This is a genomic window from Mesorhizobium sp. WSM4976 (assembly GCF_029625685.1).
In the GTDB taxonomy this organism is placed as follows: Bacteria; Pseudomonadota; Alphaproteobacteria; order Rhizobiales; family Rhizobiaceae; genus Mesorhizobium.
Genome location: NZ_JARTVT010000025.1, coordinates 52,038 through 68,570 on the forward strand (window position 1 = coordinate 52,038; position 16,533 = coordinate 68,570).

16 protein-coding genes are annotated in these 16,533 nt (G+C 67.5%); 9 read left to right on the forward strand and 7 right to left on the reverse strand.

The features are described 5' to 3' along the window. The first annotated feature begins 63 nt into the window (after window positions 1–63). From P9272_RS26795 to P9272_RS26810, 4 genes are all read left to right on the forward strand, one after another. Window positions 64–468, forward strand: a complete 405-nt coding sequence (locus P9272_RS26795; protein ID WP_128261409.1) for a VOC family protein — start codon at window positions 64–66, stop codon at window positions 466–468. Between the two features lie 115 nt (window positions 469–583). Further along, complete coding sequence (locus P9272_RS26800) at window positions 584–1,678, forward strand: KamA family radical SAM protein (RefSeq protein ID WP_278162885.1); 1,095 nt, start codon at window positions 584–586, stop codon at window positions 1,676–1,678. A 414-nt stretch (window positions 1,679–2,092) separates the two neighbouring features. Then, window positions 2,093–2,914: a BA14K family protein gene (locus P9272_RS26805; protein ID WP_278162886.1), complete on the forward strand. Its 822-nt coding sequence runs from the start codon at window positions 2,093–2,095 to the stop codon at window positions 2,912–2,914. 297 nt (window positions 2,915–3,211) lie between these two features. Next, window positions 3,212–3,637: a globin family protein gene (locus tag P9272_RS26810; protein WP_278162887.1), complete on the forward strand. Its 426-nt coding sequence runs from the start codon at window positions 3,212–3,214 to the stop codon at window positions 3,635–3,637. Between the two features lie 63 nt (window positions 3,638–3,700). Here P9272_RS26810 and P9272_RS26815 read toward each other — a convergent pair whose 3' ends face one another. Continuing rightward, the gene (locus tag P9272_RS26815) at window positions 3,701–4,447 is read right to left on the reverse strand and encodes a hypothetical protein (RefSeq protein ID WP_278162888.1); all 747 of its coding nucleotides are present in this window, start codon (window positions 4,445–4,447) and stop codon (window positions 3,701–3,703) included. 105 nt (window positions 4,448–4,552) lie between these two features. Here P9272_RS26815 and P9272_RS26820 point away from each other — a divergent pair, with 105 nt between their 5' ends. Continuing rightward, window positions 4,553–5,335 carry an AraC family transcriptional regulator gene (locus tag P9272_RS26820; protein ID WP_278162889.1) on the forward strand — a complete coding sequence of 261 codons (783 nt, stop codon included), beginning with the start codon at window positions 4,553–4,555 and terminating at the stop codon, window positions 5,333–5,335. 113 nt (window positions 5,336–5,448) lie between these two features. Here the strand turns inward: P9272_RS26820 and P9272_RS26825 are convergent, their stop codons facing one another. Together P9272_RS26825 and P9272_RS26830 are read right to left on the reverse strand one after the other, a co-directional pair. After that, entirely contained in the window at window positions 5,449–6,165 is a 717-nt protein-coding gene (locus P9272_RS26825) for an FAD-linked oxidase C-terminal domain-containing protein (RefSeq protein WP_347404070.1), read from the reverse strand. Then, on the reverse strand, window positions 6,060–6,839 hold the full coding sequence (locus P9272_RS26830; RefSeq protein WP_278162892.1) for an FAD-binding oxidoreductase: 780 nt from the start codon (window positions 6,837–6,839) through the stop codon (window positions 6,060–6,062). Before P9272_RS26830 ends, P9272_RS26825 begins: the two co-directional genes overlap by 106 nt. A 369-nt stretch (window positions 6,840–7,208) precedes the next feature. Between P9272_RS26830 and minC the strand changes: the two genes are divergently transcribed. From minC to minE, 3 genes are all read left to right on the forward strand, one after another. Next, entirely contained in the window at window positions 7,209–8,099 is an 891-nt protein-coding gene (gene minC / locus P9272_RS26835) for a septum site-determining protein MinC (RefSeq protein WP_278162894.1), read from the forward strand. A 99-nt stretch (window positions 8,100–8,198) separates the two neighbouring features. After that, window positions 8,199–9,014 carry a septum site-determining protein MinD gene (gene minD / locus P9272_RS26840; protein WP_042638294.1) on the forward strand — a complete coding sequence of 272 codons (816 nt, stop codon included), beginning with the start codon at window positions 8,199–8,201 and terminating at the stop codon, window positions 9,012–9,014. After that, on the forward strand, window positions 9,011–9,283 hold the full coding sequence (gene minE, locus P9272_RS26845; protein WP_042638296.1) for a cell division topological specificity factor MinE: 273 nt from the start codon (window positions 9,011–9,013) through the stop codon (window positions 9,281–9,283). Before minD ends, minE begins: the two co-directional genes overlap by 4 nt. Before the next feature lie 399 nt (window positions 9,284–9,682). On the opposite strand, the gene P9272_RS26850 is transcribed toward minE, so the two are convergent. From P9272_RS26850 to P9272_RS26865, 4 genes are read right to left on the reverse strand one after another with little or no spacing between them, the layout of a single operon-like run. After that, the gene (locus P9272_RS26850; protein WP_278162895.1) at window positions 9,683–11,455 is read right to left on the reverse strand and encodes an ABC transporter ATP-binding protein; all 1,773 of its coding nucleotides are present in this window, start codon (window positions 11,453–11,455) and stop codon (window positions 9,683–9,685) included. Next, window positions 11,455–12,483 (reverse strand): glycosyltransferase, encoded by a 1,029-nt coding sequence (locus tag P9272_RS26855; RefSeq protein WP_278162896.1) that lies wholly within the window; start codon window positions 12,481–12,483, stop codon window positions 11,455–11,457. The genes P9272_RS26850 and P9272_RS26855 overlap by 1 nt, the downstream gene beginning before the upstream one ends. Then, on the reverse strand, window positions 12,480–13,589 hold the full coding sequence (locus tag P9272_RS26860; RefSeq protein WP_278162897.1) for a glycosyltransferase family A protein: 1,110 nt from the start codon (window positions 13,587–13,589) through the stop codon (window positions 12,480–12,482). The genes P9272_RS26855 and P9272_RS26860 overlap by 4 nt, the downstream gene beginning before the upstream one ends. Further along, entirely contained in the window at window positions 13,586–14,731 is a 1,146-nt protein-coding gene (locus tag P9272_RS26865; RefSeq protein WP_278162899.1) for an acyltransferase, read from the reverse strand. The genes P9272_RS26860 and P9272_RS26865 overlap by 4 nt, the downstream gene beginning before the upstream one ends. Before the next feature lie 597 nt (window positions 14,732–15,328). On the opposite strand from P9272_RS26865, the gene P9272_RS26870 reads away from it, so the two are divergent. Then, window positions 15,329–16,216, forward strand: coding sequence for a DMT family transporter (locus P9272_RS26870; RefSeq protein ID WP_128260779.1), 888 nt, complete (start codon window positions 15,329–15,331; stop codon window positions 16,214–16,216). Window positions 16,217–16,533 lie beyond the last annotated feature (317 nt).

The window sequence follows — 16,533 nt, forward strand, 5'->3', positions numbered from 1 at the left end:
GGCGCCCGAACGGGCGCGTCCAGCCGCGAAGACGTCTTCGCGGCCAGCCGACGGAGAAGACCAATGAATTTCGTATCGACCCGCATCATCACCGCCGATGTCAAGCGGCTCGTCGACTTCTACGAAACGGCGACGGGTATCAAGCTCACGCTCTACACCGAGGATTTCGCCGAGCTCGTCACGGAAGCGGGCACGCTGGCGATCGGCAGCACGCGCACGCTGCGGCTCTTCGGCGGCGACCATGTAGCAAGCCCGGCGGCAAATCGCACCGCCATCATCGAGTTCCGCGTCGCCGATGTCGACGAAGAATATCGCAGGCTCGCCGAGGGCTTGGGCGAGGCGCTGGTGCAGGCGCCGACGACGATGCCGTGGGGTAACCGCTCGCTGCTGTTTCGCGATCCCGACGGCAATCTGGTGAATTTCTTCATGCCCGTGACGGCGGAGGCGATCAGGAAATTCGAGCGGTGAGTTGGCTGCCACCCGACGCGACAGAAGGAGGCGTATGACTATCCGGGGCGGCGGCGGTGGTTGACCTCGCCGCCCATACAGCCGATATCCCGCGCAAATCTGTCTCGGGACCTCGATGACCACCGATCTCAAACAACCGGCCGCCGACGCCGCCTGGCAGGAGAATGTCCGCGCCGGCGTGCGCCATGTCCGCGACCTCGCATCCCTGCCGCTCTCGCCGGCCGAGCGCGCCGCCGCGCAGGAAGCCGCCGCAGCGCACAAGGTGCGCGTGCCAAAACCCTATCTCGACCTGATCGACTGGAGCGACCCGGAAGATCCGATCCGCGCCCAGGTGATCCCGTCGCCGGACGAGCTGGTCGCCGCCGAGGGCGAGCTTGACGATCCGATCGGCGACCATGCCTTCAGCCCGGTGCCCAGGCTCACGCATCGCCATCCCGACCGCGTGCTGCTGTTTCCCACCTATCAATGCGCCGTCTATTGCCGTTTCTGCTTCAGGAAGGAGTCGCTGACCTCGATCGGCCGCGGCTACACGCGCGAGGCGCTGGAGTCGGCGCTGGCCTATATCGCCGGGCATCCGGAGATTCGCGAGGTGATCCTGACCGGCGGCGATCCGCTGTCACTGCCCGACAAGGCGCTGGCCGAGATCCGCGCCCGCCTGGAGGCGATCCCGCATCTCAGGCTGCTGCGCATTCACACCCGCGTTCCGGTGGCGCTGCCGTCGCGCATCACCCCAGGTCTGGTCGAGGCGCTGCAGGGCCGGCTGGTGGTGACGGTGGTCACGCACTTCAACCATGCGCGGGAAATCACGCAGGCCGCGGAGCAAGCCTGCCGCACGATGCGGCAGGCGGGTTTCGTGCTGCTCAACCAGAGTGTATTGCTGAAAGGCATCAACGATCATGTCGAGGTGCTTGAGGAGCTCTGCCGCGAGCTGATGTACCGTCTCGGCGTGAAACCCTATTACCTGCACCACGGCGACCTCGCGCGCGGCATGGCGCACCGCCGCACCGGGATCGCCGAGGGCCAGGCGCTGGTGGCGGAACTGCGCCGGCGCCTCTCCGGCATCTGCAACCCCACCTATGTCATCGACCTGCCGGACGGCGGCGGCAAGGTGCCGCTGGCGGCGAGCCATATCGAGGGCCGCGACGGCGACACCTGGCTGATCAGAGGCCAGGACGGCAAGGTGAGGGAATATCGCGAGGTGCTGGCCTGAAGCGGGGGTTCTCCGCTCAAGGCGGCCCGGCAGCCCTGTTGGGGGCAAATATGCCGGCCGCCGGGCCTAACCGACGGGCAGGTGGCCACCCGCCGGCTGAGACGAGCGTGGGTCGAAGGCTGTCAAAACCGCACCCTATAGATGAAGGATTGCGTGCTTTTGTTCCTTCGTTTGCACGATGCAGCGGGTCGGAAAAGGCGCGACGCTGCGCTTGATCCTTTGGATCATCAAAGTCTGCAACTGAGAAAGTCCCCGGCTAGGTCCCTTCTAGCGATCATTGAGCCTCGCCTGCCTCTCCCCGGGGCATGCGGGGCTCTCCCGTTCGGCACAGCCCTGGCCGCAACATTGCCCTCTTCCTGTGGGAACTGGATTCCACGCCCCGCATTCTATGAGCGGGGACTGAAGGAGCGCCGTGTGAAGGCTTTGTTGGGAATTGCCGGTGGGTTCGTGCTGACCTTGGCCGTGTTTGCCAGCGGGCTTGCCTTCGCCACCTGGATGCTGGCCGCCAAGCCGGTGCGCCAGGTAACCCCCACGATCGGCGTTTCCGAGCTCTGGACAAAGGACGCGCAGCCGGTCGATCCGCAAAAGCAGAACCTTGAGCGCATTCCCGCCCAGCAGGCGGCGGCCGCGCCAGTGGCGGCACCAGGTGAACCGATCAAGACGGCGGGTGGCGCCACCCAAACCGCGGCGCTCGCGGCGCCAGCACAGCCGAAGCTGCAGCCATTGCCGGATGTTTCCGGGCCCAGCCAGCCCACGCCGGACGCCAACGTGGCCAGGCAGCCAGCGCCGGCCGACCGGCAGGCTGAGCGGCAACTGCCCGTCGCCCATCTGCAATGGTGCGCGTCGCGCTATCGCAGCTACCGCCCGGACGAAAACAGCTACCGCTCCTACAGCGGCGAGCTGCGCCCCTGCATCTCGCCCTACTACGACCCCGGCGACCGCACCGCCTCGACCGGCCAAAGCGATCAGGGCGCGAACGACCGGCAGGCCGCCACGACAGGGATCACCGACGACCAGGCCGAGATGGAAGGCTATGCCCCGTCCAGCGACGGTTACGCCACCACCTATGGCGGCCCGCCGGAGGAGATGTCGCCCGAGGCGGAGGCCACCCAGGCCTCCGGCCGGCGGGTCTCGGGCGACCATGTCGACTATTGCTTCAGTCGCTACCGCTCCTACGATCCGAGCGACAACACCTACCAGCCCTTCGACGGCGGCCCGCGCCGCCAGTGCGAGTAGCGCCGGCGCTTTTCCTCGCCCCCGCCAGAGGCGGGGGGTCCGAAGGACCGGAAGGGTGGCCGCGAAGCGGACGGAGGGGGGCTTCGTAGGGCGGCTGCTTTCCAAATCGAGCCTTGCGCCCGCTCCGTCTCGGCTTGCCGAGCCACTTTCCCATATTGGTTGAGCGAGGAACTGGCCTCCGCCACCTTGATACTTGCCTGAGACCAAGCTGAAACACACCATCCCTACAACCGGCATGCCGGCGAAACGCTAAGGCTCGATGGTTCTGGCATCCCGAAACCCAGGAGCTACGAGCCGATGACACCCGAGCAGATCACGCTGGTGCAGGAGAGTTTTCGCGAGGTCGTCCCGATCAAGGAAGCGGCCGCGGCCTTGTTCTACGAGAAGCTGTTCGCCATTGACGGCAGCCTCAGGGCGCTGTTTGTCGAAACCGACATGAAGAAGCAGGGCGCCAAGCTGATGGCGGCGCTGGGCTTTGTCGTGCACGGGCTGTCGCGCGCCGATACAATCCTGCCCACCATCCAGGACCTCGCCCGGCGCCATGTCGGCTACGGCGTCGAGGAGCATCACTACGCGACCGTCGGCCAGGCGCTGATCCAGACGCTCGAGGCCGGCCTCGGCGAGGCTTTCACGCAGGAGGCGCGCGTGGCCTGGACCGCGGCCTACGGTCTGCTGGCAAGTGTGATGATCGCGGCAGCGAAGGAAATGCAACTGGCGGCTTGAGGCAGCGCAGGGAGGCCAGCTGGAACGCGTCGCATTCCTTCGCGCTCCCGCCGCCTTCGATGATCAATTGTCCTGCCTCGGCGAGAGCGCCGCCAGCCAGCCCATCCAGGCCAACCCAAGCACCCAGGACAGCACGATCGCCACCGACTGCGCGGTCGTGAAACCCTGCGTGCCGGCCACCCAGCCCTGCGCCAGGTAGGCAAGGCCGCAGAGCCCGGCCAGCCAGCCGACGGGGCGCGCCGGCCAGGCGACGCGCGCCAGCGCCGCGGCGAAGACGAGCAGCGCCAGGCCGAAAGTGAAATCCTGGTAGGCGCGCATCCCCCATTCCAGCCAGCGGACCGCCTCGGCGGTGGCGAAGCGCGCCGCCTTCTCGGCGTCCGGCGCGGCCGCCCAGGCATTCACCGCCTGCTTCAGCGCTACGCCGTCGACCGCTTGCAAAGCACCGTAGAGCGCCAGCGCCGCCAGGGCGAAGGCGGTGCCGAGGCGGCCAAGCCAACGCGCCGCGCCGGCGTCGGCGTCGAGCGCCAGGGACAGCGCCACCAGGCCGGCGGTAAGGATCGCCATCCCGGCAAACTGGCCGAGATGCACCGCCATCCAGATGGCGTTCGCGGCATAGGTGGCGAAGATGGCGTGATGGTCGTTGGCCTCGCCCCCGGCGTGGAGCTGCGTGACGGCGATGTAAAGGATCTGCCCGGCAAGCAGGAGCGATGAGGCGAGGCGCAGGCATCCCCGCTGGCCGGCGGGCTGCGAGACGGCGGGGCTGCGCCGGTCGATGGCGGCGAGGTCATCGATGAAGTGCGTGGTGGTCATTTTTCGGCTCCATGTTTTGCGATGGCGCGCCACATAGCCGCCCGCGCGCCTGCTGGATTGAACGTAGGGGCTGCCGGCCCGCGCGATTCGTGGCATACCGATGCGATGGGGATCGCGGGCATCGGCAGGATCATCTTCTGGTCGGGCGGCAGCCTGTGGATCGGGCAGGCTCTGGGCCCGAGCGAAATGCATGCCCACCATGCCGTCCAGCTCGCCATCGCCCTGTCAGACCGCGTCGAGTTCCGCACGGACAATGCTGCCCCCTGGCAGGCCTATGCGGGCGCCGTCATCCCGCCCGACCTGCCGCACACCTTCCAGGCGCCGGGTCGCATGATCGCGCATCTGTTCTGCGCGCCGGAATCGGCGCTCGGCCGTGGCCTGATCGGCCGCTTCGGCGCAGGTGGCATAGTCGGCGTGCCGCCGGCCGAGATCGCGCCGCTCGCCGCCGGGCTGCGCAGGAAATTCGATGCCGGCGACCCGGACGAGGAGCTTGAGGCCGCCGCGCTCGAAGTGCTTTACGCGCTGTCCGGAACCGCCCCGGCGGGTGCGGTCGATCCGCGTATCCTGCGGGCCGCCGCCTTCATCGACCGGCTGCTGGCCGAGCCGCTGGACCTGGAAAGCGTGGCGCGGCATGTCGGCCTTTCGGCCGGCCGCTTCCGGCATCTTTTCGTGGCCGAGACCGGCATTTCCTTCCGCGCCTATCTTCTGTGGACGCGGCTTAACCGGGCGCTCGAGCTCGGCTATGCCGGAACCTCATGGACCGATGCCGCGCATGCCGCCAACTTCGCCGACGCCGCGCATCTGAGCCGCACCGCCCGCCGCACCTACGGCTTCGCGCCCAGCTCCATGCGGCAAGTGTCGCCCGGCGTGGCGAGAATGGCGGGGTAGGTTGCCTGGCTGCCGGTTGCCAGGTTGGAACAGCGCCTCGTTCCTTCTCACCCGCGCTGCCTCGATGGTCTCTCAGCGTGTCCCGCTCAGCACAGGCGAGGAAACAGGTGCTTTCACCCCACGACCTTCCCCGGATTCATCACATTGCCCGGATCGATCAACGCCTTGATCGCCCGCGCCAGATCCCGCTTCACCGGATCCGCATGCCGATCATACGCCTCGCGCTTTTCCAGCCCGACGCCATGCTCGGCCGAGAACGAGCCGCCTGCCTGGCGCAGCCCGTCATATAGCACGTCCTCGATCGCCGTGTGCCGCTCGTGCGGGACCGGCCCGTCGCAATTGATCGAGATGTGCAGATTGCCGTCGGCGAGATGGCCGTAGACATAGGGCGCGTAGGCGGCGTCGATCCGCTTCAGCCCCGCCTCGATGCGCGCCACATAGGCGTCCAGCGCGCCGCCCGGCACGGACACGTCGAAGGAGGGCGCCATGGGGTGCGCGCGCTCGATCTGCTCGGTCTCCTCACGCAGCCGCCACATTTGGGCCGCCTGCGCCTCCGAGCTCGCGACCAGCCCGTCGAGGATGCCGGCTTCTTCCCAGATCGCCGCCAGCCCGTCCTCCAGCGCGCCTCTGGCCGCCTCCAGGCTGTCGGCGCCGAGCCCCAGCACCAGAAGGCAGGGCGCATCGAGCGGCAGCTGCCCGGGCGCATAGCCCAGCCCCCGCTGCATCAGCGAAGCAAAATTGCGCCACAGGATCTCGGCGGCGGAAAGCCGCGCGCTGGTGGAGCCCAGGAAATGCCGCACGATGCGCTGGGCGCCGGCCGCATCGGGCACGCCGACAAGGGCTGTGGCGCCGGCCCCGGCCACCGGATCGAGCCGCACCGCCACGCGGGTGACGATGCCGAGCGTGCCCTCCGCGCCGATGACGCGCCGATGAAGAGATGCTTCAAATCATAGCCGGCGCTGGTCTTCAGCACCCTTGTGAGATCGGAAAACACTCGCCCGTCCGGCAGCACGGCCTCGAGGCCGAGCACCCGGTGCCGCATCGTGCCGTTGCGAAAGGCCATAATGCCGCCGGCATTTGTGGAAACCATGCCGCCGACGGTAGCGCTGCCGCGCGCGGCAAGATCGATGCCCGGGTCGAGCCCGTGGACGGCGCAAGCCTCCTGCAGCGCGCCGAGCGTCACCCCCGCCTGCACGATCGCCACCCGCGCGAACGGATCGATCTCCTCGATTTGGGCAAGCCCGCCGAGATCGCAGATGATCTGCCCCTCGGACGTCGCCGCCCCGCCCGCCAGCCCCGTGCGCCCGCCCTGAGGGACAAGGCTGACGCCACGCTCCGCGCAGAACGTCACCAGCGTCGCGACGTCCTCGACATCACGCGGCCGCACCAGCGCGGATGCGCCGAAGTTGCGGGCATCGAAGCCGGGATCGCGCGAGGCGAGCTCGGCGGCGTCCCAAATGGTCGCGGTGGGGAGGAGGGTGCGGAAGGCGGGGAGGAGGGGCATGAGAGGGGCTCCGGGTGAATATGGGCCTTTTATCAGAGTCGGCAGAAGAGGCTGTCACGCTGATATCATTTGGCCGACAGAAGGGATCACTCGCGTGACGATGAATTGTCGCGCTATGTTGCCCGGCGGCGAGTCGTTGTCGCAAAGGACCATGTTCGGCGGCGATATGCACAGCAAGATGTTCGTTGCAGCCGTCTGTGCCCGAGTGATCCACCTGCGGCGCATCACGCGGGCGTCGACAGGCGTTGTGGCTGCCCTGCCACAGAACTTAGCCGCGCCACTTCCTTAACGGCCTAGATCCCCAAAATTAACCTTTTGTTAACCATTCGCCCGGCACCCTTTAACCATTGAGTAAGGATTCGCCTGGACGTGACCTTCGCCGCCCCCCTGCACAACAAATCGATCCGCTTCCGCGCGCGTTCCTTCGTCGCTTTCACGCTGACGCCGGAGGCGCCGATCGCCGACTGGCTGGAGGGGCTGGATCGCTGGATCGCCAACTCGCCGGGCTATTTCAACGGGCGTCCGGTGGTGCTGGATCTCAACCTCCTGCAGCCGGGGCCGGAGGAGATCGGCGCGCTGGTGGGCGTGCTCGGCTCGCGCGGCATCCGCGTCTATGCCATCGAGCTCGAAGGCGCCGAGCTCGGGCCTGAACTGCCGCCGCTGCTGGCCGGCGCCAAGGAAGCGACCGCCGAGGGGCTGCTGGGCCGCGCCGCGCGCAAGGCGCGGGCCGAGGAACTGGAAGTCGTCGCCGGGGAGCAGGCTCAGGCCGCTGGCGAGATCCAGCCGGTCGCGGAGGCGGCGCCGGCCGAGGCTCCGCAGATCGCGATGTCCGGCGATGAGCCGGTCGATCCCGAGCTGGCGAGGCTCGAAGCGGTCAGGATCGAACCGGCTCAAGCCACAAGCGCGGCCGCCGAGCCGGCGCAGCCTTCGGCCGGCACGCTGATGATCAAGGCGCCGATCCGCTCCGGGCAATCGATCTTTCATCCGCATGGCGACGTCATCGTGCTGGGCTCGGTCGCGTCCGGCTCGGAAATCGTCGCCGGCGGCTCGATCCATGTCTATGGCACGCTGCGCGGCCGCGCGATCGCCGGTTCGGAAGGCAATGTTTCGGCGCGCATCTTCTGCCGCAAGAACGAGGCCGAGCTGCTCGCCGTGGACGGCTGGTACACGACTGCCGAGGAGATGGAAGGGGTGTCGCGCGGCAAGGCCGTGCAGGCCTTCCTCGACAATGATGCGCTGTGTGTGGTGCCGCTCGGCTGAGGCCGCAAGCTTCGGACCGGTTTCGCGTGCCAAAGTTGTTAACGAGTCCACCGTGCCCGGCACGGTCATGAATAAAAATCGCCAACGGAGGCTGTATAAATGGGCAAGGTAGTCGTGGTCACATCGGGCAAGGGGGGCGTCGGCAAGACGACCTCGACGGCCGCGCTCGGCGCCGCCGTGGCCAAGACCGGCAAGAAGGTGGCGCTGGTCGATTTCGACGTCGGCCTGCGCAACCTCGACCTCATCATGGGCGCCGAGCGCCGCGTGGTGTTCGACCTCGTCAACGTCATCCAGGGCACGGCCAAGCTGTCGCAGGCTCTGATCCGCGACAAGCGGCTGGAGACGCTCTATCTGCTGCCGGCCTCGCAGACCCGCGACAAGGACGCGCTGACCGAAGAGGGCGTGGCGGAGGTCATCGCAAGGCTGCGCTCGGTGTTCGACTATGTCTTCTGCGACAGCCCGGCCGGCATCGAGCGCGGCGCACAGCTCGCCATGCGCTTCGCCGACGAGGCGGTCATCGTCACCAACCCGGAAGTGTCGTCGGTGCGCGACTCCGACCGCATCATCGGCCTGCTCGACGCTCGCACCATGAAGGCGGAGCAGGGCGAGCTGGTGCAAAAACACGTTCTGGTCACGCGCTACGACGCGGCGCGCGCCTCGCGCGGCGAGATGCTGTCGATCGACGACGTGCTGGAGATCCTCTCCACGCCGCTGCTCGGCATCATCCCGGAAAGCCAGGACGTGCTGCGGGCCTCCAACCTCGGCTCGCCAGTCACGCTCTCGGAACCGCTCAATGGTGCCGCAAAGGCTTACCTGGAAGCGGCAAGGCGCCTGGAAGGCGAAGACCTGCCGGTGGTCGTCCCCTTCGAACGCAAGGGCTTCCTCGACCGGCTGCTCGGAAGGAGGGCCGCATGAGCATCCTCGACCTCTTCAAGCGGCGCACTAGCGCGCCGGTGGCGCGCGAGCGGCTGCAGCTGCTGCTCGCCTATGAGCGCCAGAGCCGCGGCCAGCCCGACCTCGTCTCCATCCTGCGCGAGGAGATCATGGCGGTCATTGCCAAGCATGTGCAGATCGACCAGGACTACCTCCAGGTCTCGATGGACCGGGGCGCTACCATGTCGACGCTGGAGATCGACATCCAGATTCCCAACAAGAGCGCCGCGCCGCTCGCCATGGCGGGGTGAGAAGCGCTGGTTCCTCGCCCCCGCCAGGGCGGGGGAGAGGTGCCCCGCGCAGTGGGGCGGAGAGGGGCCTGCGACGCTGGCGGGTTCCCTCCAACTGCTTTCCAGGCCGGCGCGTTCCGTGACTGGCGTGACCGATCGACCTGAGGCTTGATTGCCACGTGGTTCCCCCAATCCGTCGCTGCTTCGCAGCGCCACCTTTCCCCCCCTCCGGAGGGAAAGGAAGGGCGCGTCCTGGACGAGCGTCGACGGCAAAAGCCCTGGCGCCGTTCCTCTACCCCGTCGATCGGGGAGAGGTGGCTCGGCGAAGCCGAGACGGAGTGGGGGTCGACCAGCACTGCGCTGGATAATGCATGCGCCAGGCTGCCATGCACGCTTGAAGCGCCGCCGCCACCCACGCCCTCACTCCGGCTGATACAATTCATCCATGCTGCGCGCCGCGAACTCGGCGAATGGTGCCTGCTTCCTCACCCGTCCATGCTCCAGGATCACCAGATCGTCGCAGAACGAGATCGTCGAATGATGGTGGCTGATGACGATGGTGGTGCGGCGGCCGGCGCGCGACTTCAGTGTTTCCACGATCGCCGCCTCCGACAGCCCGTCCACCGCGTTGGTGGCCTCGTCGAGGATCAGGATGTCGGGATCGCGCAACAGGGCGCGGGCAAGCGCGATGCGCTGCCTCTGACCGGCCGACAGGTTGACGCCGCGATAGCCGACAACCGTCTGGTAGCCCTGCGGCAGGCGCTCGATGAACTCATGCGCCTCGGCAAGCTCGGCCGCGCGGCGCGCCTCTTCCATGCTCGCCGTGTCCTTGCCGTAGGTGATGTTGTCGAGGATGGTGCCGTCCACCAGCTCCAGCTCCTGGCTGGCCAGGGCGATGTGCGCCCGCCAGGCGACCGGATCGATCTCGCCAAGCGGCGTGCCGTCGACCAGGATTTGTCCGCCGTCCGGCTCGACGAAGCGGCAGAGCAGGTTGACGATGGTCGTCTTCCCGGCGCCGGAGCGGCCGATCAGCGCCGTCGAGCGCCCGCTTCTTATGTCGAAGCTCGCGGCATGCAGCACCGCCGCGCGCTGCTCCTCATTGGCATAGCTGAAGCTGACGCCCTCGAAGGCGATTTTTTCGCTTAGAGACGCGAACGGCCGGCTGCCTTGCGGCGCCGCCGGCTTGCCCTTGGGGTCGAGCAGCCAGGTCACCTCTTCCAACGAGCCTGACAGTCCCTGCAACTGGCTCCATGTCATCTGCAAGGCCCTGACATGCGGCTGCAGCCGGTAGAGCAGGATCAGGAAGGCCGCGACCAGCGGGAAGCTCATACCCGCGAGCCATGCGCCGATCACCACCGCCAGGAACAGCATGGCGTGCAGCACTTCGGTCAGCGGCGCCAGCGCGCCCTGGCGGTTGGCAAGCTGGAAGGCCGCCCGGCGCACGCCGTCCGACGCCGTCTCGAACGCCGCCTTCTCGCGCGCCTCCTGCCCGAAAATGCGGATCAGCCGGCCGGCGTGGACCAGATGCAGCATCCGCGAGGCGAGCGCGCTGTTGCGCGAGGCAACGCTTCGGCTTGGCTTTCTGAGATGCGCCGACAGCGCCATGTGCGCTGCCTGGACCAGCGCCAGCCCGAGCATCACCAGCAGCGTCATCTGCCAGGAGAGCAGCAGCAGGAAGACGAGCAGGATGATCGCGGCCGAGGCGCTGACGATCGAGCCCAGCGTCGCCTGGATGGCATCCGACGCCCGCCAGGATTCGCTGGAGACGATGTTGAGCAGCCGCCCGGGACTCTCCTTCAGGAAGAAGGGATAGCCGACGGAGAGCAGCCGCCCGGCGAGCGCGCCGCGAATCGCCTGGCTCGCCTTGCCGTAGATATGGGCGGTCAGCACCGAATTGGCGATGCCGAGCAGGTTCTTCAGCAGGATCGCGCCAAGGATCGCGGCCGCGATCGCGATCAGCCGCTCGCGCTCGCCAAGCCCCGCGCCGACCTTCTGCAGCAGGGCCGACAGTCCGGCCAATCCGGTCGCCTCGCCATGCCCCATGATGATGCCGAGCAGCGGAATGATCAGGCCGATGCCGAAGCCTTCGAGCGCCGCGCTGGCAAGCCCAAGCGCGACGACGATCGGCAACAGGCCGAGCTGATGGCGGCCGAGCGCCTGGCGCAGCATCGACAGGGTCGGGCGCCTGCTCATCACGCGCCGGCCTCCACTCTGGCCTCGATGGTCTCGTTGCCCGACTGCGGCCGCCGACCCGGCCGCCTGACAAGCACGAGAGCCATGAAGCTCGCCGCGCCCGCCAGGTTCATCAGAACGATCGGCCAGTGCGACAGTTTGAGCTCCTGGTCGAAGCGCGGCCCGCCGACGAGCTCGCGCATGGCCGCCCGGGCCGCCCAGTAGAAATGGCGCAGCAGCCAGGGCGCGCGGCGAAAATGCTTCAACAACAGCGCGCCGTTGCCAAAATGGTAGTCGCGATGCAGCCGGTCGATCGCCATGCGGTCGCGCCGTCCGTGATGATGGAAGATCGTCATGTCGGGCACATATTCCACCGCCATGCCGGCAAGCATGGCCCGCACCAGATAGTCCGTGTCCTCGGCCGAGCGCAGCACGCCGCCGGCGCCGAAGCGTTCGTCGAAGGGGCCGATGCGGGCGGCAACCGCGCGGTGCATGGTCATGTTGCAGCCGAGCACGAAGCCGCCCGGATGGACCGCCGGCGTGAGCCGCTCGCGCTTATCGCAGCGCTTGATGGTGAAGGGCAGATCCAGCGCGTCGCCGGTCTCGACGCGGCCGCCGCGGATCAGCCATTTCTCGCCGCTCGCATAATGCCGCTCGAGGTCGGCGACATAGTTGCGGTCGAGCCTGCAGTCGTCATCGACGAACACCAGCACCCGCCCGCGTGCTCGCGCCAGCCCCGCATTGCGCGCCGCCGCCAGTCCGGGGCGAGGCTCCGAGATTGCGGTCAGGGTGATATCCGAGGTCGCGGCGGTCGCCGAAAGATAACTGGCCGTGCCGTCGCGTGAGCCGTTGTCGACCACCACCAGTTCGGCTGTGTAGGCCGGGTGCGCCCGGCAAGCGGCGCGGATCGAATCGACACAGGCTTCGAGCACGTCCAGCCGGTCGCGCGTGCAGACGATGAAGGAAACCTGTGGCCGCTGCCTGGGCCACGGAGGAGGAGGCAGGGCGGGGCGCAGGTGCCGCAGCAGCGGATGGCGCTCGGCGTTCATGCCGTCTCCACCCGATAGGGCGCCAGCACTGACGCTGCCGGCGCGGATTTGAAGCGATAGGCAAGCCCATCGGCGCGCTTGCCAGCCCACATCGAGGCCTGGCTCAGCCAGGGAGCCCAGGCGCCGGGGCCGAGCGCGTATTTCTCGCGTCGGCGGATCGCGTTCCATTTCCCGGTCAGCGTCAGCAATTCATGCGTCAGCGCCGGCCGCTCCTCGTCGTTGACGAGTTGGTAGAGGAAATAGAACAGGTTGAGCACGCCGGCCTCGAAGCTCGGCCGCGTCGGGTCCGGCAGTGTCGCGATCCGCTCTTCAAGCGCCCGGATGAAAGCTGCCGCCCGTCGCACGGTGTCGAGGCAGACCCGATCGCCGATGGCGCGCAGGTCCTCGCAGCCCTGCGCCAAACCAAGGCGCTCGAGGTTCTCGCCGACAATCTTGAGATGCGTGCGCCGCATCTCCTTGCTGTGCCGGCTGGTCACGCTGCCGGGGTGCAGGCGGTAGACCAGCAGGCTTTCCGGCATCAGCGCCGCCGGATAGCGGTCGGCCAGCCGCCGGAAGAGGTCGAAATCCTCGGCGTGCCGGTAGTTGCCGTCGTAGTGGAGGTCGGCCTCGGAGATGACCTTGCGGTTGTAGACCACGGTCGGGTGCAGGAAGATCGTGAAGAATTTTGCCAGCACGGGGAGGTCGAGCCGGAACACCGGATCGAACCGGCCCCGGGCGATGCGGCCGTGCAGCAGCGTATCCACCAGCGCGCCGCAGAAGCCGAGCTCCGGCCGCGCGGCAAACAGTGCCGCCTGGCGCGACAGCCGCCAGGGATAGGCGAAGTCGTCGGCGTCCATGCGCGCGACGAGCTCGCCCCGCGCGACCGCCAGCCCCTCGTTGAGGCTGGCGACGAGGCCACGGTTTTCGCGCGAGATGATCGATACGCGGCTGTCGTCCCGGCGGCAGCGTTCGAGGGTTTCCAGGGACCGGTCGGTCGATCCGTCGTCGATGGCGATGATTTCGAGCCGGCCGTAGTCCTGCCGCAGGATCGACTGCATTGCGCCGGCCACGTAAGGCTCGGCATTGTAGACCGGCAACAGCACGGAGATGAGAGGCGCCGCGGTCATGGCCGGCTCCGGTCCGTCGGCCGCAGATCGAGTGCCGGGGCGGCGCCGAACCGGAAGGCCTCGCTCGCGCCGCGCGGATGAGCGGGCGCGACATAGGGGAAATAGCGCTTGAGACCGTTGAGCGGCTTCTCGAAGAACACCCAGGAAAGCGAGGCGACGACCACGGTGGCGGCACCCGCGACGAGGAACCGCCCCGGCCCCTGTTGCGAGACGTTGAGCGGGATCCATGGCTGCGCCTTGACGGCATAGGCGAGCAGGATCGGATGGTAGAGGTAGACGCCGTAGCTGATGCGGCCGAGCCCGAGCAGCGGCGGCAGTTCGGCCAGCCTGCCGAGTGTGCCCCCAAGACCGTTCGAGCATGCAGCGACGATTGCGACCAGCGGCACCAGCGGCAGCACCTGCACCAGCGCCCAGCGCGGCCACTCCCAGGCCGAATTCACCGGCCCGGGGTCGGACCCGACCACGAACAGGAACACCACCGCCAGGGCCGGCCAGCAGAGGCGCATCCATTGCGGCGCATCCGCGCCCCTGGCGCGGCGGACGGCAAGCAGCGCGCCGCAGCCAAGCGCGTCCATCGAGGCCGGCGGCAGCAGGTCGCGGGCGAGCGCCGGGCTGGCGGCGATCGGCCAGTAGAACCGGTAGGCGAGCGAGAAGGCGATGACGCCGATGGCGATCACCTCGATGCGCCGGCGCGGCGCCAGAAGCACGATCAGCGGCCAGGCGAGATAGAACTGCTCCTCGATGCTGAGGCTCCAGAAGTGGCAGAGCAGCCAGGGCGTCCAGTCGTTCTGCCGCGCGTACCAGAAGTTCGAGAGGTAGAACGCATGCCAGGCAAGCGACGGCCTCGACTGTTCCAGATCGGTGAACCAGACCAGCGCCAGCACCGCGAAATAGGGCGGGAAGATCCGGATCATGCGCCTGGCATAGAAGGAACGCAGCGCGGGGCCGGAGGCGAAAGCACCGGTGTCACGTGCGTCCAGCAACAGTCGGGTGATCAGGAAGCCGGAGAGCACGAAGAACAGCCTGACCCCGAGGTGGCCGAGGAAGGAGGTGCCGTTTGGCGCGAGGAAATGCGCATAGAGCACCAGCGTCACCGCAACGGCCCGCAATGCGTCGAGTTGGATGTCGCGCGCGTTCGCCATCAGCGGCATCCGCCAAATCGGTCGCACCATGCGGCGGAGGTCGAGAAAACCTTGCCGCTGCGGGCCGACCGCTCGCCGTCGGGGCCGGGTGCGCAGTCCCTGCCGGCCGGCGGAATGCCCATCCGAGTCACAATAATGGCAGCCTCCCAACAGGCATGCCCCCACCCCACGATTGTCGCGGCATATGTTGCGGTGCAACACAAAATGCTTACGATCCTGAAATAAGTTGTGATGCCGTTGTGGGGCGCAAATAGTTGTGTTGTGAAAATATCCGCTCGGACCATCCAATGGTCCTATTCAGCCGTGGGCAATTGGTCTGATTTTTGGCAAGTATAATCGGCAGGGGTGTCGGAAGGTTATCAAGCAACCACTGCGAGTGGGTCGAGAATATTGCGAAAAGGTTCGAACGGAGCGGTAGGGTCCTATCGCCAAAGTCTGTAAAAGCACCTTGATTTTCAAGCTCTTGTGCGACGCAACGAAGCCTCTCGGGAGAGAGAGGGCCGCCTTGTCCCACCATCCGCCGCCCGCTGCCTCACGACGGCGCAGCCGCTAGGCCTTATTTCCGATTCCGACCAGGGCAGGGGGGACGGAGAGCAAGTGACGTCGACGCCGATTGCAAAACCGCAGGCGCAAATGGGCGCCATGCCCGTGCTCGGCCTGCTAGGCTCCATGCTGTCGGTGCAGATCGGCGCCGCCTTTGCCAAGGGCCTGTTCCCGGTGCTGGGGCCAGAGGGCACGACCATGCTGAGGCTTGCCATCGGCGCGCTGATGCTGGGGGCGGTGCTGAGGCCATGGAAGGTGCTGCCCTCGCGGAGAAACCTGCCTTGGCTCGCCGCCTACGGCATCACCGTCTGCGCCATGAACCTGCTGTTCTATGCCGCGCTCCAGCGCATTCCGCTGGGCATCTGCGTGGCGCTGGAATTCACCGGACCGCTCTTCGTCGCCACCCTCGGCTCCAGGCGCCTGCTCGACCTAGTCTGGGTGGGGCTGGCGATCGCCGGCGTCGTGCTGCTGTCGCCCTTTGCCGGGATCAGCCGCGGGCTCGATCCGCTGGGCGTGGCGCTGGCGCTCGCGGCCGGCGCCTGCTGGGGGCTCTACATTATCTTCGCGCAGAAGGCCGGCGCCGAGCTCGGCGTGCGCACCTCCGCCTATGGCATGGCGATCGCCGCGGTGCTGGCCCTGCCTTTCGGCTTCGGCGCTGCGCAGCCCTATCTCAGTGACCCGCACATCATGGCGGGCGCGGCGGTGGTCGGCCTGTTCTCCAGCGCGCTGCCCTTCTACCTGGAGATGCTGGTCTTGGCCCGCATGCCGGCCAAGGTCTACGGCATGCTGGTGTGCCTGGAGCCGGCGGGCGCCGCCCTGACCGGCTTCCTGTTTTTGGCAGAGAAGCTCAACCTTCTGCAATGCGCCGGCGTCGCCGCCGTCATTGTCGCCGCCTTCGGCACGGCGGTCGCAGCGCGGCGGCCTGCGCCTTCGCCGACCTGACCCAGCGGAAGCCGGTCGCGTCGCCCGAATCCATTTCTCAGCGGCGCGCTTTAGAGCGTTGCCCCGCCTGGAGAATCGATGGCGCAGCGGCAATATCCGACCACATCCGGTGGTTGAAATAAGACTTAGGTCGTATCGAAAATAGCAATAAGTCCGAGTGGACAAGACAAGGGTCGTGGGCCACTTCCTAATCATGGGCTGATTGGGGATGCTTATGCTGCGACATTGCCGGTGGGGTAGTTCGGTCGACGGGCTGAAGGACTGGCGTGGGGATAGCGGGATGCGCGCATCGCGCGGGGGCTGCGGGTTGGTCTTGC